The sequence below is a fragment of the Amycolatopsis sp. SB7-3 genome, assembly GCF_041021335.1.
In the GTDB taxonomy this organism is placed as follows: Bacteria; Actinomycetota; Actinomycetes; order Mycobacteriales; family Pseudonocardiaceae; genus Amycolatopsis; species Amycolatopsis japonica.
This window is the reverse complement of record NZ_JBFPJQ010000001.1, coordinates 3,301,076-3,318,392: the sequence shown is the minus strand read 5'-3', so window position 1 is coordinate 3,318,392 and position 17,317 is coordinate 3,301,076. Positions and strand designations below refer to the sequence as shown.

Genomic DNA, 17,317 nt, shown 5'->3' with positions numbered 1-17,317 from the left:
ATTAGGAGGTAACCGTGAACGCTCGCGCCCGGTTGGAAACCGTCGGAGAACGTCCGGCGCTGCGCATCGACCGCCGTCTCGCGCATCGGCCGGAACGCGTCTGGCGGGCGATCACCGAACCGTCGGAGCTGGCGAACTGGTTCCCCGCCGCGGTCACCGTCGACCTGCGACCGGGCGGGACCATCGAGTTCACCTTCGAAGGCGAAGAGAAGCCGACTGCGGGTGAAGTCCTCGAAGCCGACGAGCCCCGTGTCTTCGCGTTCAGCTGGAACGACGACGTGCTGCGCTGGGAGATCGTCCCGGAGGGTGACGGCAGCCGTCTGCTGTTCACGCATACGTTCGGCCGAGGCGAACCCGCCATCGCCAGGATCGCCGCGGGCCGCACGGCCGCCGGCTGGGACAGCTGCCTCGTCGCGCTCACCGCCCTGCTCGACGGCGAGGATCACGAGCCCCCGCAGGACTGGGTCGGCCCGATCGAGGCCTACATCGAGGAGTTCGGGCTCGCCGAGGGCGAGGTCCTGGAAACCGGCGACGGCAAGGTGATCCGCTTCCGCCGCGATCTGATCTGGAAACCGCTCGACGAGGTCTGGGCCCTTCTCGCCGCCGAAAAGGCCGCGGGGACGGTCATTCGCGAAGAGCCTCCGCGGGTGCTGGAGATCGGCCTGCCGCGAGGCGGCGTCGTCCGCTGGGAGTTCAGCCACTCCGAACTCGACGGCACCATGGTCGAGCTGACCCAGACCGTCCCCGCCGGACAGGACGACGTCGTACCCGAAGCGCTGCGAAGCTGGCGAGAGAAGCTGAAGGAGTTCTTCGCGGCGGCTCACGAGAGCTGATCTCCACCCTGGGGATGACCTCCACCGGACGGACGCGGAGACGCCGCCCGTCTGGTTGAGTTCGCCGTATGAAACAGCCGTCGGCGCTCTCCCAGCGGGTGGCGTACACGATCGACGCGCTCCTCGCGCTGGTGCTCGTCGTGGCCGTCGGCGGGAACCTCGCGGCACAGACCTGGACGTTCCTCGTCGTCATCCCGATGTGGCTCGCCTGGGCGACGGTCGCCGCCAGCGGGATCGCGATCGCGCTACGGCGGCACCGCCCTCTGCTCGCCTACGGCCTCGGCCTGGGCAGCCTCGTCCCGGCGCTGATCGCGGGCAACGGGCTGGCCCCGGCCGCGCTCCTGGCCACCGGATGCGCCCTGTACACCGTGGCGCTGGAACACCCGCGGACCCGCTCGCTGATCGCGATGGGGCTCGGGCTCGTCGTCGTCATGATCTTCGAAGTACTGCGGCTCGGGCCGAACACGATCGCTTCGACGGCCTTCGCGGGCGGCGGCGTCGCGGGCTCGTGGGCGCTGGGCTGGATGACGCGGCAACGACGCGCGAACCTGGCCCAGCTCGCCGAAACCCAGGCCGATCAGGCGGTTTCCGACGAACGGCTGCGTATCGCGCGCGAGATGCACGACGTCGTCGCGCACAGCATGAGCCTCATCGCGGTCAAGGCGGCCGTCGGCAACCACGTCGCGGAGCAACAGCCCGAAGAAGCACGTGAGGCGTTGCGGGTCATCGAACTCACCAGCCGCGAGACCCTCGTCGAACTCCGGCGGATGCTCGGCGTCCTCCGTTCCGGTGACGGCACGCCCGAGGCCGCGCTCGGACCCGCGCCGAAACTCGCCGACCTGCGGGCCCTGGCCGAACGCGCCGGACAGGCCGGGGTGCGGGTCGAGCTGACCGGCGAGGCGGTGGACGACCTGCCCGAGGGTGTCGCGCTTTCGGTCTACCGCATCACGCAGGAGGCGGTGACCAACGTCGTGAAACACGCGGGGCCGTCGGCGTGCCGGGTCACGATCACCGAAGGCCCCGGTGAGGTCAGCGTCGAAATCGTCGACGACGGGCGCGGCGAAGGCTCACCGCCCGCCGTGGGCGGCCACGGTTTGATCGGCATGCGCGAACGCGTCGCCGTCTATGGTGGCGACTTCGAGGCGGGCCCGCTGCCCGCCGGGGGATTCCGGGTGTTCGCGCGGCTTCCGTACGCCGCCAAGGAAGTGGGGACACGATGATCCGCGTACTGATCGCCGACGACCAGGCGTTGCTGCGCGGCAGTTTCCGCGTGCTCGTCGACAGCGCGCCGGACCTCGAAGTCGTCGGGGAGGCGAGCGACGGCGCGGAAGCCGCCGAACTCGCCGAGAAGGAGCGCCCCGACGTCGTGCTGATGGACGTCCGCATGCCCGAACTGGACGGGATCGAAGCGACCCGGCGGATCTGCGCGTCGCCCGCCACCGAAGGCGTCCACGTGCTGATGCTGACGACTTTCGACCTCGACGCCTACGTCTATTCGGCCCTGCGCGCGGGCGCGAGCGGCTTCCTGCTGAAGGACACCCCGCCCGCCGAGCTGCTGACCGCGATCCGCGTCGTCGCGGCGGGCGAAGGACTTCTCGCCCCTTCGATCACGCGAAGGCTCATCGCGGAGTTCGCGCGGCTGCCCGAACCCGGCCAGCGCGTCGCGGCGTCGCTGGACAACATCACCGCGCGCGAACGCGAGGTGCTGAGCCTGATCGCGCGCGGCCTGTCGAACGACGAGATCGCCGGGACCCTGCACCTCGGGCTGGCGACGGTGAAGACGCATATCGGCCATCTGCTGCACAAACTCGCGGCGCGGGACCGGGCGCAGCTCGTGATCGCGGCTTACGAGTCCGGGCTGGTGAGGGCCTCGGTCTAGCGGGTCGAGCCTTCGGGGTTCGGGGCGCTGAACGTCCTGGCTCCTCCACGCAGGGATTCGTTGATGAAGGATTTGGGACAGTGAACGTCCCAAATCCTTCATCGACAACGCTCGACCCGGTCCGGAACGGAGCGAATCCCGCTCACGCACAGGTCAGACGTAGAGCAACAAGTACCGGTCCGTGAAGACCTCCTTGAGGGACTCTGGGTCCCTCAAGGAGGCCTTCACGGACTTGCGAGGCGCCACACGAGCCCCATGAGCACCAGCAGTCACAGCGGCCGCGCGTGAAGGCCTCCTTCCCTCGGCTCAGCCGAGGGAAGGAGGCCTTCATGTACTTCAGGCCCCAGACGCCCAGGACGTTGCCTACGCCACACGCGAAGTGACCGTCGAGTAGCTAGGCTGCGGTTTCATGAGCAGTGCGACGGAGCCGCTCGGGACGCCGCCCGAGGACGAACCGGACATCCACACGACGGCCGGCAAGCTGGCCGACCTGTACCGCCGGTATGACGAGGCGGTGCACGCGGGTTCCGCGAGGGCGGTGGAGAAACAGCACGCCAAGGGCAAGAAGACCGCCCGCGAGCGGATCGACCTGCTGCTGGACGAGGGCTCCTTCGTCGAGCTCGACGAGCTGGCGAAACACCGCTCGGTCAACTTCGGCCAGGAGAAGAACCGTCCCTACGGCGACGGCGTCGTCACCGGTTACGGCACGGTCGACGGCCGCCCGGTGTGCGTGTTCAGCCAGGACGTCACCGTCTTCGGTGGTTCACTCGGTGAGGTGTACGGCGAGAAGATCGTCAAGGTGATGGACCTGGCGATCAAGACCGGCCGCCCGATCATCGGCATCAACGAGGGCGGCGGCGCGCGGATCCAGGAAGGCGTCGTCTCGCTCGGGCTGTACGGCGAGATCTTCAACCGCAACGTCAAGGCGTCCGGCGTCATCCCGCAGATCTCGCTGATCATGGGCGCCAACGCGGGCGGGCACGTCTACTCCCCCGCGCTGACCGACTTCGTGGTGATGGTCGACAAGACCTCGCACATGTTCATCACCGGCCCCGACGTCGTGAAGACCGTGACCGGCGAAGAGGTCTCCTTCGAGGAACTCGGCGGCGGTCGCACGCACAACACCCGTTCGGGTGTCGCGCACTACCTCGGTTCCGACGACGAGGACGCCATCGCGTACGTGAAGGAACTGCTCGCGTTCCTCCCGGCGAACAACCTGTCCGAAGCGCCGCTGTTCGAGACCGACTCGGCGCCCGGAGGATTCTTCGACGACGTCACCGACACCGACCGCGAACTCGACACGCTGATCCCGGACTCGCCGAACCAGCCGTACGACATGCACGAGGTCATCAACCGCGTCGTCGACGACGGTGACTTCCTCGAGGTGCACGAGCTGTTCGCGCCCAACATCCTGGTCGGCTTCGGCCGGGTGGACGGGCGCAGCGTCGGCATCGTGGCGAACCAGCCGACCCAGTTCGCCGGCTGCCTCGACATCGACGCCTCCGAGAAGGCCGCGCGGTTCGTGCGCACCTGCGACGCGTTCAACATCCCGGTGCTGACCTTCGTCGACGTCCCCGGCTTCCTGCCCGGCACCGACCAGGAGTGGAACGGCATCATCCGGCGCGGCGCGAAACTGATCTACGCCTACGCCGAAGCGACCGTCCCGCTCGTCACCGTCATCACCCGCAAGGCGTACGGCGGCGCGTACGACGTCATGGGGTCGAAGCATCTCGGCGCGGACATCAACCTGGCCTGGCCGACGGCGCAGGTCGCGGTCATGGGCGCGCAGGGTGCGGCGAACATCGTGCACCGCAAGACACTCGCCGCGGCCGCCGCCGACGGCAAGGACGTCGACGCGCTGCGGGCCGAGCTCATCCAGGAGTACGAAGACACCCTCCTGAACCCGTACGCGGCGGCCGAGCGCGGTTACGTCGACTCGGTGATCGTGCCCGCGCACACCCGCGGCCATGTCGCGAAGGCGCTCTCGCTGCTCCAGGGCAAGCGTGAGTCGCTGCCGCCCAAGAAGCACGGGAACATCCCGCTGTGACCGCGCCCGAAACCCCGCTGCTGCGCGTCGTCCGGGGCAACCCGGACGACGCCGAGCTCGCCGCGCTGACCGCCGTCGTCGCGGCCGTGGCCGGTGCGCGGGCACCGGAACCGGCGCCGAAACGGGATTCGTGGTGGGCGGACAAGGCATCGCTCGTGCGGGCCCCGCTCGCTCCCGGAGAGGGCGCCTGGCGCGCTTCGGCGCTTCCTCGCTGAGACGGGCCCGGCGGGCTATCGTGGCAGTCCTGCCGACCGCGATCGCCTCAGAAAGCCGTGCGTGACGAACCAGGACCACCTCTCCACCGAGTTGCGCCGTCTGCGCAAGGCCGCCGGGCTGTCCGGTACCGAAGCGGCGAGACTCGGCGGCCTCAGCCAGTCGAAGGTGTCGCGGGTCGAGACCGGTGCGTTCATGCCGACCGAGGAGCAGGTCGTCGCGCTGTGCCGCGTCTATCGCGCGCCCGCGAAGGTCCGGCGGGAACTGGTCGCGATCACCCGGGACCTCCGTGAAGAGGCGTCGTCCGCCCGCGTCGTCCTTCAGCGCGGTGCCTGGCGGATGCAGCAGCGCATCGGCAAGATCGAGACGGCGTCCGCCCGCATCCGGAGTTTCCAGCCGACCATCGTGTTCGGCCTGCTTCAGACCCGCGACTACATCACCGCGCTCTTCGGCGACGCGCTGCCGGAGGACGAGCGCGACCAGACGGTCGAGGCCCGGCTGGAGCGTCAGCGGATCCTCGATTCGAACCGTGAGTTCCATTTCGTGCTCACCGAAGGCGCCCTGCGCTGGAACATGGGCGGCGCGGCGACCATGCTGGCCCAGCTCGGCCACCTCATCGAGATCTCCCGCCGCGATCGCGTACGGCTCGGCGTGATCCCGTGGACCACTCCGGTGTCGGTCCCCGTCCTCCACGGTTTCGACATCTACGACTCGCGCGCGGTGCTCCTCGGGACGCAGACGGCCACGGCCCTCGTCACGGACGAACGCGAAGTCACCGACTACGAAGAGAACTTCGCCGAGGTCGAGCGCTACGCCACCTACGGCGACATCGCCTGCGGGCATCTGACGCGGATCGCCGCCGACTACCGACAGCTCGCGGCCGGTTCACTTCGGTGACCTAAGACCCTTGGCCTTATGCACTCCGAGAGTGCATCGTGTGTAAAGCAGCTGTCGGTGAAGGTCCCTTTCCGTGCGCCGAACGCGATCAGCGGAGCCGCTCACCGACCGATCGGCACAGATCACCCGATCTCGCCAACCTTGCTGCCGCGCAACCCGTCTACTTGCCGAAACAGTCACTGGGGAAAGGCCCTCCTATGACCACCTGGCACGAAAACATGACCGGCTGGCACAAGTCGACCTACACGCACTGGGAAGAGAACGCCTGCGTCGAGGTCGGCACCGCACCCGGCCTCGTGGGCATCCGGGACACCAAACAGTGGGCGCTGCCGGACGAGACCCGGCCGATCCTGGTGGTCCCGGCCGAGTCCTTCGCCGCGCTCCTCGAGCACCTCGGACGATGAACGACGTCGCCGAGCCGTACATGGTCCACGATCCGCGGGAGATGGCGGGCCAGCTGATCAACGGCAACTGGATCGTCGCGCGGTGGGAGCACCTCGGCGCGGACGAGGACCTCGACCACTGGACCGCCGTCCTGCGCGGGCACTGCGAAGAACTCGACGTCGATCCCTATGTCATCAACATCCCGCGGAAGAGCCTGACCATCGTCTTCAACGGCGCGCTCCCCGCGCCGACGTTCGAACAGCTGGAGAACTCGATCGCGGCCATCGAGTACCACCGCTTCCTCGAACGCGAGATCGGGCCGCGACCGCTCGACTAGCGGCCGGCCGAAGCACTGACACCCCCCTTGAAGGTTCAGCCCCGCTTGGCATATATTCCACGTGGAATAATCAGCAGGGAATCTTCCAAGGGGGATATTCATGGCCGCGAAGCTCACCCCGCTCGCCATGGCGGTGCTCGAACTCCTGCATGAGCGGCCCATGCATCCGTACGAGATGGCGCAGCTGATGCGCGAGCGCTTCGTCAACACACGAGTGAAGGTGAAGGCGGGCTCGCTCTACCACACGGTGGATCGCCTGGTGCAGAACGGTTTCGTCGAGGTCGTCGAAACACAGCGGGACGGGAAACGCCCCGAGCGCACCGTGTACGCGATGACGGACACCGGCCGCGACGAGTTCGTCGCCCGGGCGCAGGACATGCTGGCCACGCCCGCCGAGGAGTACCCCGAGTACCTCAGCGCGCTCGCCGTCATCGACGAGCTCGGCCCGGAAATGTCGCTCACCCAGCTCAAACACCGCGTGCTGCGGCTGCAGGCCGCCATCGCCTCCGACCAGGTCGTGCTCGAAAACCTGGTCAACGAGCACAAACTCCCCGAGATCTACTGGCTCGACTGGTCCTACGCCACCGCGCGGCGGGCCTTCGAGCTCGAGTGGACCCAGAAACTCGTCGAAGACCTGGAATCCGGCCGCATCCGGTTCCAGGGCCACTGCACGCCAAAACTGAACCTGGTCACCGAGGACGACAGCGATGAACGCAAGACAAGCTAACCCCTGGGCCGCGCTTTCCGCGCTGTGCCTGGGTTTCTTCATGATCCTGCTGGACACCACGATCGTCTCGACCGCGATCCCCGCGATGCTGCGGGAGCTCGGCGCCGGGCTGAACGCGATCGTCTGGGTGATCAGCGTCTACCTGCTCACCTACGCGGTACCGATGCTGTTCGCCAGCCGCCTCGGCGACCGCTTCGGCCCGAAACGCGTCTACCTGGCCGGGCTCGTGGTGTTCACCCTGGCCTCACTGTGGTGCGGTCTGTCCGGTTCGGTCGAGATGCTGATCGCGGCCCGCGCGGTGCAAGGCCTCGGCGCCGCTTTGATGACGCCGCAGACCCTGGCGTTCATCAGCCATCTGTTCCCGCCGTCGAAGCGTGGCCCCGCGATGGGGCTCTGGAGCGGCGTCGCCGGGATCGCGGCCATCGTCGGGCCGGTGCTCGGCGGCGTGCTCGTCGACCACCTCGGCTGGGAATGGATCTTCTTCGTCAACCTGCCGGTCGGCGTGGTCGCGATCGCGCTGGCGCTGCTCAAGGTGCCGGACTGGCAGCCGAAGCACTCGCATTCCTTCGACGTCCCGGGAATCCTGCTGTCCGGCGCCGGTTTGTTCTGCGTCGTCTACGGCGTCCAAAATGGACAGCACTACGACTGGGGACGGGTGTCCGGGCCGGTCACCGTGTTCGAGATCATCGGCTTCGGTGTCGCCCTGCTGGTCGCTTTCGTGGCGTGGCAACGGTTCAACCGCCGCGAACCGCTGCTCCCGCTCGGCGTCTTCGCGAACCGCAACTTCTCGGCGGGCACCCTGACCTCGGTCACCGTCGGTTTCGCGATGACCGGCATGTTCCTGCCGCTGGTGATCTACATCCAGGCGGTGCTGGGCGAGTCGCCGACGATGTCCGGCCTGCTGTTCGCGCCGATGTCGTTGCTGGCCGGCCTGATCGGCCCGTTCGTCGGCCGCGCTTCGGACAAGGTCAACGGGAAGGTCCTGCTGATCGTCGGGCTCACCGCGCTCGCCGCGGGAATGGGACTGGCGGCCCTGATCGCCGAGGCGGGCGCGAACGCGTGGACGCTCACCCCGGCGCTACTGGTGGCGGGTGTCGGCATCGGCTTCATCTTCCCGCCGATGGGCAATCTGGCGATGAGCTCGGTCGAACCGCGGTTCGTCGGGACCGCGTCGGGCATCTTCAACACGGCCCGGCAGGTCGGCGGCGTACTGGGCAGCGCGGCCGTCGGTGTGCTGCTGCAGGCGCGGATCGGCACGTCGATCGCCGACGAGGCGGCGTCGGCCGCGACCGCGTTGCCGGAGCAGTACCGGGCACCGTTCGCGGAAGGCGTCGCGAAGGCCGCGGAATCGACCGGGGAGTTCGGTTCTTCCGGGGCGGCCGCGTTCCCCGGCTTGCCGTCCGGGGTCGCCGAGCAGGCACAGCGGCTCGCGCTCGAAGCCGTCCACAATGGACTAACCGACGCCGCCCGGGTGACGCTGCTGCTTCCGGCCGCGGTGCTCGTGCTGGGCGTGCTCGCCGCGCTCACCATGCGCCGCACTTCCCGGGCACCACACCCGCCCGCTCGCGAACCCGCCGCCAGCGCCGCCTGACCCTCCTCCCGCATTTAGTCCTCTGAATGCGGGTCGTGGGCCCCACCACCGGTGCAATGAACGGTCCTTTCCTTGCAAATTTCGCAAGGAAAGGACCGTTCCTCTCATCCGCGGGAGGCGGAAGTTACCGGCGGTACCGCAGGCCGTAGCCGTACGGGTACAGCGCCTTCTTGCCGTCACCGACGTTCACCGGTTCCTGCGCCGCACTGACCGGCCAGCTGAACGTCAGCTTCCCGGTCGGGTTGTAGTCGCCGTAAAGGACATCGGCGACGCCGGCGCCTTCACTACCCGGCAGCCAGGCCGCGACGAGCCCGTCGAACTGCGGCAGCTGCGCGGCGATGTCGAGCGGGCGGCCGGACACGGTCACCACGACGACCGGGACACCCGAACTCTTCAGCTTGGCGATCGTGGCGAGGTCTTCCGCGTCGAGTCCGAAGCCGTTCGGCCGGTCTCCCTGTCCTTCGGCGTACGGCGTTTCGCCCACCACGGCGACGGCGACCTGGTAGCTGCCGTCGATTCCGTCACCCGCACGGTCATAGGTCACCGTGGTTCCCTTCCCCGCCCCCGACTTGATGCCGTCGAGGATGGTCGTGCCCGGGATCACCGGGCCGCTCTGTCCCTGCCAGGTGAGCGTCCAGCCGCCCGCCTGGTTGCCGATGTCGTTCGCGTTCTTGCCCGTGACGAAGATCTTGTTGTTCTTCTTCGCCAGCGGCAGCACACCGTCGTTCTTCAGCAGCACCTGGGATTCGCGGACGGCCTGGCGGGCCAATTCTCGATGTTCCTTGCTGCCGAACGTCTTCTGAAGCGACCGGTCGGTGTACGGGTGCTCGAACAGGCCGAGTTCGAACTTCTCCGCCAGGATGCGGCGGTTCGCGTCGTCGATCCGCTCACGCGAGACGCGTCCCGCCTCGACTTCGGCCTTGAGGTAGGCGATGAACTGCGGCGCGTCCCACGGGACCATGAACATGTCGATGCCCGCGTTGACCGAGAGCCGCACCTCTTCGGGGGTGAAACCCTCCTTGCCGTCGATCTGGTTGATCGCGTTGTAGTCCGAGATCACCAGCCCGCGGAACCGCAGTTCCTTCTTGAGGACGTCGGTGATGAGGTACTTCTGGGCGTGCATGCGCACTCCCTGGAAGCTGGAGAACGAGATCATCACCGAGCCGACCCCGCGGTCGATCGCCTCGCGGAACGGCGGCAGATGGATCTGGCGCAGTTCGCGTTCACTCACCTCGGTGTTGCCCTGATCGACGCCGTTCGTCGTGCCGCCGTCGCCGACGTAGTGTTTCGCCGTCGCCAGCACGGATCCCGGTTTCTCGCCGAGCCTGCGCCCTTGGAGCCCGGTGATGGCCGACGCGTTCGCGATGGCGTCACGCGGGGATTCGCCGAAGGATTCGTAGGTCCGGCCCCAGCGGTCGTCGCGGGCGACGCACAGACACGGCGAAAAGTCCCACTGCGGACCGGTTCCGGCGACTTCCAGCGCCGTCGCCCGGCCGATCTTCTCGACCAGGCGCGGATTGTTCGCGGCACCGAGGCCGATGTTGTGCGGGAAGATCGTGGCGCCGTAGACGTTGTTGTGGCCGTGCACGGCGTCGACGCCGTAGAGCGTGGGAATGCCGAGCGGCGTCGAGACCGCCGCTTTCTGATACGAGTCGACCATGTCGGCCCACCCGTTCGGCGTGTTGCTGGCGGGCACCGAGCCACCGCCGGAGAGCAAGGACCCCAGTTTGAGCGCGGCGGCCTGGCCGGGGGTGACCGCGCCGCGTTCGGCCTGGGTCATCTGGCCGATCTTGTCGTCGAGGCTCATCCGCTTGAGCAGGTCGTTCACCCGCGCGGACGTCGAAACGTGCGGGTTCTTGTAGAGCGGCCCAGGGGCGGCGGACGCCACCGGCGTCAGGGCCGAACCGGCCAGGAGCAGTCCTGCGAGCACTGTGGTTTGCGTCGTGCGAAGAGATCTTCTGACGCGGAGGCGGGACGACATTGGTTCCTCCGTAGCTCGAACAATCCATATGTTGCGCGCCACAACAAACTAACTCCACGGTCGGGTGTTCCAGGTCACAATCAGGCAACGGCGAGCCGTCGAGTACCTTCCTCACGTGCGTTTCGTTCTCGCGTCCCAGTCCCCCGCCCGCCTCGGTGTCCTGCGTTCCGCCGGCTTCGATCCGAGCGTCGTCGTGTCCGGCGTCGACGAGGACGCGGTCGCCGCGTCCCTGACCGATCCGGCCCCAGAAGAGCTGGTCCGCGCACTCGCCGCCGCGAAGGCCGAAGCGGTTTTCGAAGCCCTCGACGGGCACTCCGACATGGTCATCGTGGGCTGCGATTCGATGCTGTCGATCAACGGCGAAATGGTCGGGAAACCGATCACGCCGGAAGCCGCGCGCGAGCGCTGGGCGTCGATGGCGGGCAAGACCGGTGAACTCCTGACCGGCCACGCGATCATCCGCGTCGAGAACGGCGAGAGGACGAAGGAAGCCTCCGGGACCGAAGGGACCACTGTTCGCTTCGGCACACCGTCGCAAGAAGAGATCGAGGCGTACATCGCTTCCGGAGAGCCTCTTCAGGTGGCCGGCGGCTTCACCCTCGACGGGCTCGGCGGCTGGTTCATCGAGGGAATCGACGGTGATTTCTCGAGCGTCATCGGGATCAGCCTGCCGCTGACCCGGCGGTTGCTGACGGAGGTCGGCGTGAGTGTCATCGATCTCTGGACCCGTCCCGCATCCTGAGACGACTCCCACACGATCAGGTGATCCGGAAGAGTCCTGCTTCGCCGAACGTTCTTCACGTTCGGGAAATCAGGAAACTTTCACGCACCGGAGTCGCCCCGTGTCTTTCATTCGGACCTACACAAGGCCAAGGGTCTTCGCGGCGGCGGTCCTCGGCTCGCTCGTCGTGGGCGCCCTGCTCGGCGTCCTCGCCAGGACGACCGAGGCGAGCTGGCTGACCGACCTGCTCGACCAGATCGGCACGATCTTCACGACGCTGCTGCAGATCGCGGTGATCCCGCTGGTCTTCACGGCGATCGTGGTCGGCATCAACAGCCTGCGCAACCTCGGCGGCGGCAAGAAGGCCGCGCGACTGGGTGGCAAGACCGTCCTGTGGTTCGCGATCACCTCGTTCATCGCGTCGCTGATCGGCATCGCCGTCGCGAAGCTGTTCAACCCGGGCAGCGGCGGCCTCGGCGAAGGCGTCGCCGCGACCGCGAAGAACGCGGACAAGGCCACCAAGAGCGTCGACAACTGGGGCTCCTGGAGCGCCTTCATCGAAGGCTTCCTGCCGAAGAACTTCTTCGCCGCCTTCACCGAAGGCTCGACGCTTCAGGTGCTGTTCCTCGCCGTGCTGATCGGCGCGGCGGCCTACAGCCTCGGTGACAAGGCCAAGCCCTTCGTCGACTTCACGACCAGCGTCTTCGAGATCATCCAGCGCTACCTCGGCTGGATCGTCCGGCTCGCCCCGATCGGCATCGTCGGCCTGATCGGCGCCGCGGTCGCGAACTACGGTGACGCCCTGTTCCGGCCGCTGTTCACCACCACTCTCGCGGTGTACGTCGGCTGCCTCGTGGTGCTGCTGGTGGTCTACCCGATCCTGCTGCAGTTCGTGGCGAAGGTCAGCCCGCTGAAGTTCTTCTCGAAGGCGGGCACGGCGATCCAGTTCGCGTTCGCTTCGCAGTCTTCGGCCGCGACGCTGCCCCTCACCCGGCAGTCCGCCGTGAACCTGGGCGTCCAGCCCGCGTACGCCGCCTTCGCGACTCCGCTGGGCAGCGCGACGAAGATGGACGGCTGCGCCGCGGTGTTCCCCGCGATCGGCGCCATCTTCATCGCGAACCTGTCCGGGGTTTCGCTGAACATCTGGCAGTACGTCGGGATCGTCGTGGTCGCCGTGCTCGGCGCGCTGGCCACCGCGGGCACCACCGGCTGGCTGACCGCGCTGACCCTGACCACCGCGTTCATCGGCCTCGACGCGCAGCAGGTGGCGCTCGGGATCGCGCTGATCTACTCGGTGAACCCGATCATGGACATGATGCGGACCGCGACCAACGTCGCCGGCCAGATCGTCGTTCCGGTGGTCGTCGCTCGCGGCGAAGGCCTTCTGGACGACGAGGTGCTCAACTCGCCGACGGACCCTTCGCCGACTGAAAGCGGCGAAGCGGCTACTGCCTCCGAGAAGGAGCCTGCCACCGCTGGTGCGTGACGCTTCTGAAGTACATGAAGGCCCCCTTCCTTGCGCCTGGCGCTGTGAAGGGGGGCCTTCATGTACTTGGGCTGGGAGCGGCCGCCCGAGTGGTAGCAAAGGTCCCTTGCTCCCCGCGCTGTGGCGACTGTGTGGATTTCGGGTCATCCAACGCACCAAAATCCACACAGTCCGTACGCATCGCTACGCGGCGTACAGGGTGTGTGGAAATCGGGACACTCAACGTCCCTATTTCCACACACACCCCCGCCTCCCGCCGCCCGAGTGGTAGCAAAGGTCCCTTGCTCCCGGTCAGGGGCAGGCCCGCAGATCCGCCTTCGTCAGCCGGACATCCGGCCAGCCCCTCAGCTCCGAAGGCGCGGTGTACCGCCGCGTGCACCCCACGGAACCGCGGGCGACGTCGTAGACCTCCGCGAGCACCGGCGCCGCCTGGCACCGCGCCGAGCCGGACTGCGCGCCGGGGCATTCGTGCCGCACGACGATGACGTCCGCGACCCCGTCGGCGGTCACGTCGTTCAGGGCGACCGTCCCGGCGTCGGAGAAGTACGGCTTCCCGGTGTCCCGCCAGATGCCGCCGCGCGCGACGAACAGTTCCCCCGCCGCACCGGCACCCGTCTCGCCGCGCACCAGGCACACCGGCGTCGCCCCGTCGACACAGCGCAAAGAATCGCCCTTCAGGGTGACCCCCATGTCGTTGATCATCAGCGGGTACGCGGTGTCCGCGCCGATCCGGACCAGACCCTGTTTCCCCGCGCCGTCGGCCAGCAGCACGACGGGCAGCCCGCCGACGGTCATCGCGCCGATCTCGCGGCAGGCCGAGTCGCCGCAGTTCACCCCGGGCGCGCTCGGGGCGCCATCGGACACCGGAGGCACACCGGGGTCGCCGTCGGGCGTCGGGGCGGCCGGGCGGAGCAGGATCACGGCGACGATCACGCCCGCCGTCACCACCACCGCCAGCAGGGCGGTGAGCAGCACGGATAGTGGCGCCCGCGCTTCCTGTGTCCGCATATCCCAGAGCGTAAGTGATCTAGCGCAGAGTGCACGTCTATGTTGTTCCTGTGACGAACCCCGGACTGCCCACCGCACTGTTCCTTCCGACGGCGAAAAAGCCGAAGGACTACACGAGCGCGGAAATCGAACTCCGCGCGACCAAGGACGGCCGGATGGCGTTGATCGCCTTCAGTTCCGTGCAGCGCCTGGTCGAGTGCTGCGGGCCGCACCAGCCGTGGGCACTGGTGAAATCCGAGCACCTCGGCCGGGTCCACCAGGCCCAGCCGTACGACCTGATCGTGCTCGATTCCGATCTTCCGGAAGAACTGCGGCATCGCGAAGCCCTGGTGTAGGGCCTGTTAGAAGAACTACGCCCCCTCCAGCCGCTGCTATAAACAGTGTCACCGGGTGGCCTTGCTCTCACTAATCAGAGCGGGAACTTCCGTAAACTGCTGCGGAGCCGCATCGGGGCGGCCCGACGTGCGAACGCAGGAGGTACGGCGTGACCGAGCAGGCCGGCACAGGTGGTCCGGTGACCAAGATCCTGATCGCGAACCGCGGGGAAATCGCGGTACGGGTGATCAGGGCGGCGAAGGACGCCGGGCTGACCAGCGTCGCCGTCTACGCCGATCCTGACCGCGACGCACCCCACGTGCGCCTCGCGGACGAGGCCTTCGCGCTCGGCGGCACCACCGCGGCCGAGAGCTACCTCGTCTTCGACAAGCTGCTCGACGCCGCCAAGCGGTCGGGCGCGGACTCGGTCCACCCCGGCTACGGGTTCCTCTCCGAGAACGCGGACTTCGCCCAGGCGGTGATCGACGCCGGGCTGACCTGGATCGGGCCGAGCCCGCAGGCCATCCGCGACCTCGGGGACAAGGTCACCGCGCGCCACATCGCGCTGCACGCCGGCGCCCCGCTCGTGCCCGGCACCAAGGACCCCGTCGCGAACGCCGACGAGATCATCGCCTTCGCCGACGAGCACGGCCTGCCGGTGGCGATCAAGGCGGCGTTCGGCGGTGGCGGCCGTGGCCTGAAGGTCGCCCGCACCCGCGAAGAGATCCCCGAACTCTTCGAATCGGCGACGCGCGAGGCGATCTCCGCCTTCGGCCGCGGCGAATGCTTCGTCGAGCGCTACCTCGACAAGCCGCGCCACGTCGAGGCGCAGGTCCTCGCCGACCAGCACGGCAACGCCATCGTCGTCGGCACCCGCGACTGCTCGCTGCAGCGCCGCCACCAGAAGCTGGTCGAGGAGGCGCCCGCGCCGTTCCTGACCGACGAGCAGCGCAAGCGCATCCACGAATCCGCGAAGGCGATCTGCAAGGAAGCCGGCTACTACGGCGCCGGGACCGTCGAGTACCTCGTCGCCGTCGACGGCACGATCTCGTTCCTCGAAGTCAACACGCGACTGCAGGTCGAGCACCCGGTGTCCGAGGAGACGACGGGCCTCGACCTCGTGCGCGAGATGTTCCGCATCGCGCGCGGCGAGAAGCTGCGCATCACCGAGGACCCGGAACCGCGCGGCCACTCGATCGAGTTCCGCATCAACGGCGAGGACGCCGGCCGCGGCTTCCTGCCCGCGCCCGGCACCGTGACGAAGTTCGTCGCGCCGAGCGGCCCCGGCGTCCGCGTCGACTCGGGCGTCGAGTCCGGCAGCGTCATCGGCGGCCAGTTCGACTCGATGCTCGCGAAGCTGATCGTCACCGGCTCGGACCGGCAGAACGCGCTCGAGCGCAGCCGCCGCGCGCTGGCCGAGATGGTCGCCGACGGGATGGCGACGGTCCTGCCGTTCCACCGCGTGATCGTGAACGACCCGGCCTTCATCGGCGACGAGAACGGTTTCAGCGTCCACACCCGCTGGATCGAGACCGAGTTCGAGAACACCATCGAGCCGTTCGTGGCGCCGGAAACCGTCGAGGCCGAGGAAGAGCAGCCCCGGCAGAACGTCGTCGTCGAGGTCGGCGGCCGACGGCTCGAAGTGTCGCTCCCCGGCGGTTTCTCGCTCGACGCCGGTGGCGGCGGGACGGCTGTGAAGGCCAAGCCGCGCAAGCGCGCGGGCGGCACCAAGGCCGCGGTGAGCGGCGACGCGGTCACCGCGCCGATGCAGGGCACCATCGTCAAGGTCGCCGTCGAAGAGGGCCAGCGGGTCGAGGCGGGCGAGCTGGTCGTCGTGCTCGAAGCGATGAAGATGGAGAACCCGGTCACCGCGCACAAAGCGGGCACCGTCACCGGGCTCTCGGTCGAGGTCGGCGCCGCGGTGACGCAGGGCACGCAGCTGTTCGAGCTCAAAGACTGACGAATGTCGTGGTTGACGGGACCTCGCCCGGCCTATTCTCGAAAGGGTGAGCGAGGTTCCGTCTCCGCTGCTGCGGATCAGTGATCAGGATCGCGAGTCCGCGCTGACCGCGCTCGGCGAGCATATGACCGTGGGCAGGATCGACATCGACGAATTCGGTGACCGGTCCGCCCGGATCACCGCCGCCAAAACCCGCGGCGAGCTGGCCGAAATCTTCCTCGACCTGCCCGAGCCGCACCCCCGCTACGACGCTCCGAAGGCGGCCGTCGGCGAACCGGAGAAACCGGCGTCGCCGTGGGCGGGCATCTCCCCGACGCAACGCGTCATGGGCGCGCTCCTGCCGATCCTGTTCATCGCCACCATCGCGCTGATCATCACCACCGGCATCACCTGGTGGTTCATCCTCGTCCCGATCGGGATCAGCGCCGTCGGCGAGGGCATCTGGGGCAAGGGCTGGGAGAACTCGCACAAGAAGCTCGGGAAGCAGCGTCGGCGGGAACTCGACGGCTGATCCGCCCGTAGACTCGGGACGTGGGTGCCGAGAGACCGGACATGCGGCTGAGCGACGCCGAACGCCAAGACGCGCTCGAGGCGCTGGAAGAGCATGTCCGCACCGGCAGACTCGACCTCGACGAGTTCGGTTCGCGGTCGGCGAAGGTCAGCGCCGCGCGGATGGCGAGCGAACTCGAACCGCTGTTCACGGACCTGCCTTCACCCCGGCCCAGCGCGCTGCTCCCCCTGCCGCCGATGCCCGGCGTCGCGCAGGCGGCCGAGAAGAACGAGATCCAGCCGTCGAAATGGCTGACGGCCAGTGCCGTGCCGATCGCCGCCGCCGTCGCGATCGCGTTGTTCTTCTTCACGCGCGGGACGTTCCTGGTCTTCCTGCTGCCGCTGGCGGTCGCGCTGATCATGAGCCGCCGCCGCTGAAGCGCCGGTTA

General features: G+C 68.2%; 18 protein-coding genes. 16 read left to right on the top strand and 2 right to left on the bottom strand.

The features are described 5' to 3' along the window. Nucleotides 1-14 precede the first annotated feature (14 nt). The 10 genes from AB8M46_RS16420 (at nucleotide 15) to AB8M46_RS16375 (ending at nucleotide 8,908) form a co-directional block, all read left to right on the top strand. Entirely contained in the window at nucleotides 15-833 is an 819-nt protein-coding gene (locus AB8M46_RS16420; RefSeq protein ID WP_394360631.1) for an SRPBCC family protein, read from the top strand. Nucleotides 834-901: 68 nt separating this feature from the next. Further along, nucleotides 902-2,053, top strand: coding sequence for a sensor histidine kinase (locus AB8M46_RS16415; protein WP_037332310.1), 1,152 nt, complete (start codon nucleotides 902-904; stop codon nucleotides 2,051-2,053). Continuing rightward, complete coding sequence (locus AB8M46_RS16410; protein ID WP_037332311.1) at nucleotides 2,050-2,712, top strand: response regulator transcription factor; 663 nt, start codon at nucleotides 2,050-2,052, stop codon at nucleotides 2,710-2,712. Before AB8M46_RS16415 ends, AB8M46_RS16410 begins: the two co-directional genes overlap by 4 nt. Before the next feature lie 409 nt (nucleotides 2,713-3,121). Beyond that, nucleotides 3,122-4,759 carry an acyl-CoA carboxylase subunit beta gene (locus AB8M46_RS16405; protein WP_037332312.1) on the top strand — a complete coding sequence of 546 codons (1,638 nt, stop codon included), beginning with the start codon at nucleotides 3,122-3,124 and terminating at the stop codon, nucleotides 4,757-4,759. Next, entirely contained in the window at nucleotides 4,756-4,974 is a 219-nt protein-coding gene (locus AB8M46_RS16400; RefSeq protein ID WP_037332313.1) for an acyl-CoA carboxylase subunit epsilon, read from the top strand. The genes AB8M46_RS16405 and AB8M46_RS16400 overlap by 4 nt, the downstream gene beginning before the upstream one ends. A gap of 61 nt (nucleotides 4,975-5,035) precedes the next feature. Next, on the top strand, nucleotides 5,036-5,869 hold the full coding sequence (locus tag AB8M46_RS16395) for a helix-turn-helix domain-containing protein (protein WP_394360630.1): 834 nt from the start codon (nucleotides 5,036-5,038) through the stop codon (nucleotides 5,867-5,869). A 197-nt stretch (nucleotides 5,870-6,066) separates the two neighbouring features. Next, entirely contained in the window at nucleotides 6,067-6,273 is a 207-nt protein-coding gene (locus AB8M46_RS16390) for a DUF397 domain-containing protein (protein WP_378423586.1), read from the top strand. Beyond that, nucleotides 6,270-6,590 carry a hypothetical protein gene (locus AB8M46_RS16385; RefSeq protein WP_394360629.1) on the top strand — a complete coding sequence of 107 codons (321 nt, stop codon included), beginning with the start codon at nucleotides 6,270-6,272 and terminating at the stop codon, nucleotides 6,588-6,590. Before AB8M46_RS16390 ends, AB8M46_RS16385 begins: the two co-directional genes overlap by 4 nt. 100 nt (nucleotides 6,591-6,690) lie before the next feature. Beyond that, a complete protein-coding gene (locus AB8M46_RS16380; RefSeq protein WP_037332318.1) occupies nucleotides 6,691-7,317 on the top strand; it encodes a PadR family transcriptional regulator in 627 nt (208 codons plus the stop codon). Continuing rightward, entirely contained in the window at nucleotides 7,298-8,908 is a 1,611-nt protein-coding gene (locus AB8M46_RS16375) for a DHA2 family efflux MFS transporter permease subunit (protein ID WP_394360628.1), read from the top strand. Before AB8M46_RS16380 ends, AB8M46_RS16375 begins: the two co-directional genes overlap by 20 nt. 124 nt (nucleotides 8,909-9,032) lie before the next feature. Here the strand turns inward: AB8M46_RS16375 and AB8M46_RS16370 are convergent, their stop codons facing one another. Beyond that, nucleotides 9,033-10,838: a glycoside hydrolase family 3 protein gene (locus tag AB8M46_RS16370; RefSeq protein WP_394360627.1), complete on the bottom strand. Its 1,806-nt coding sequence runs from the start codon at nucleotides 10,836-10,838 to the stop codon at nucleotides 9,033-9,035. Between the two features lie 166 nt (nucleotides 10,839-11,004). Here AB8M46_RS16370 and AB8M46_RS16365 point away from each other — a divergent pair, with 166 nt between their 5' ends. Beyond that, entirely contained in the window at nucleotides 11,005-11,631 is a 627-nt protein-coding gene (locus AB8M46_RS16365; protein WP_037332324.1) for a nucleoside triphosphate pyrophosphatase, read from the top strand. Between the two features lie 100 nt (nucleotides 11,632-11,731). Then, nucleotides 11,732-13,096 carry a dicarboxylate/amino acid:cation symporter gene (locus AB8M46_RS16360; RefSeq protein ID WP_394360626.1) on the top strand — a complete coding sequence of 455 codons (1,365 nt, stop codon included), beginning with the start codon at nucleotides 11,732-11,734 and terminating at the stop codon, nucleotides 13,094-13,096. A gap of 291 nt (nucleotides 13,097-13,387) precedes the next feature. Here the strand turns inward: AB8M46_RS16360 and AB8M46_RS16355 are convergent, their stop codons facing one another. Continuing rightward, complete coding sequence (locus AB8M46_RS16355) at nucleotides 13,388-14,071, bottom strand: hypothetical protein (protein ID WP_394360899.1); 684 nt, start codon at nucleotides 14,069-14,071, stop codon at nucleotides 13,388-13,390. An 83-nt stretch (nucleotides 14,072-14,154) separates the two neighbouring features. On the opposite strand from AB8M46_RS16355, the gene AB8M46_RS16350 reads away from it, so the two are divergent. The 4 genes from AB8M46_RS16350 to AB8M46_RS16335 all read left to right on the top strand — a co-directional run bounded on the left by AB8M46_RS16350 (nucleotide 14,155) and on the right by AB8M46_RS16335 (nucleotide 17,306). Then, nucleotides 14,155-14,439: an SAV_915 family protein gene (locus AB8M46_RS16350; RefSeq protein WP_037332331.1), complete on the top strand. Its 285-nt coding sequence runs from the start codon at nucleotides 14,155-14,157 to the stop codon at nucleotides 14,437-14,439. A gap of 149 nt (nucleotides 14,440-14,588) precedes the next feature. Next, on the top strand, nucleotides 14,589-16,379 hold the full coding sequence (locus AB8M46_RS16345; protein ID WP_394360625.1) for an acetyl/propionyl/methylcrotonyl-CoA carboxylase subunit alpha: 1,791 nt from the start codon (nucleotides 14,589-14,591) through the stop codon (nucleotides 16,377-16,379). A gap of 46 nt (nucleotides 16,380-16,425) precedes the next feature. Then, nucleotides 16,426-16,890 carry a DUF1707 domain-containing protein gene (locus AB8M46_RS16340; protein ID WP_394360624.1) on the top strand — a complete coding sequence of 155 codons (465 nt, stop codon included), beginning with the start codon at nucleotides 16,426-16,428 and terminating at the stop codon, nucleotides 16,888-16,890. Nucleotides 16,891-16,931: 41 nt separating this feature from the next. After that, complete coding sequence (locus AB8M46_RS16335; protein WP_037332336.1) at nucleotides 16,932-17,306, top strand: DUF1707 domain-containing protein; 375 nt, start codon at nucleotides 16,932-16,934, stop codon at nucleotides 17,304-17,306. Nucleotides 17,307-17,317 lie beyond the last annotated feature (11 nt).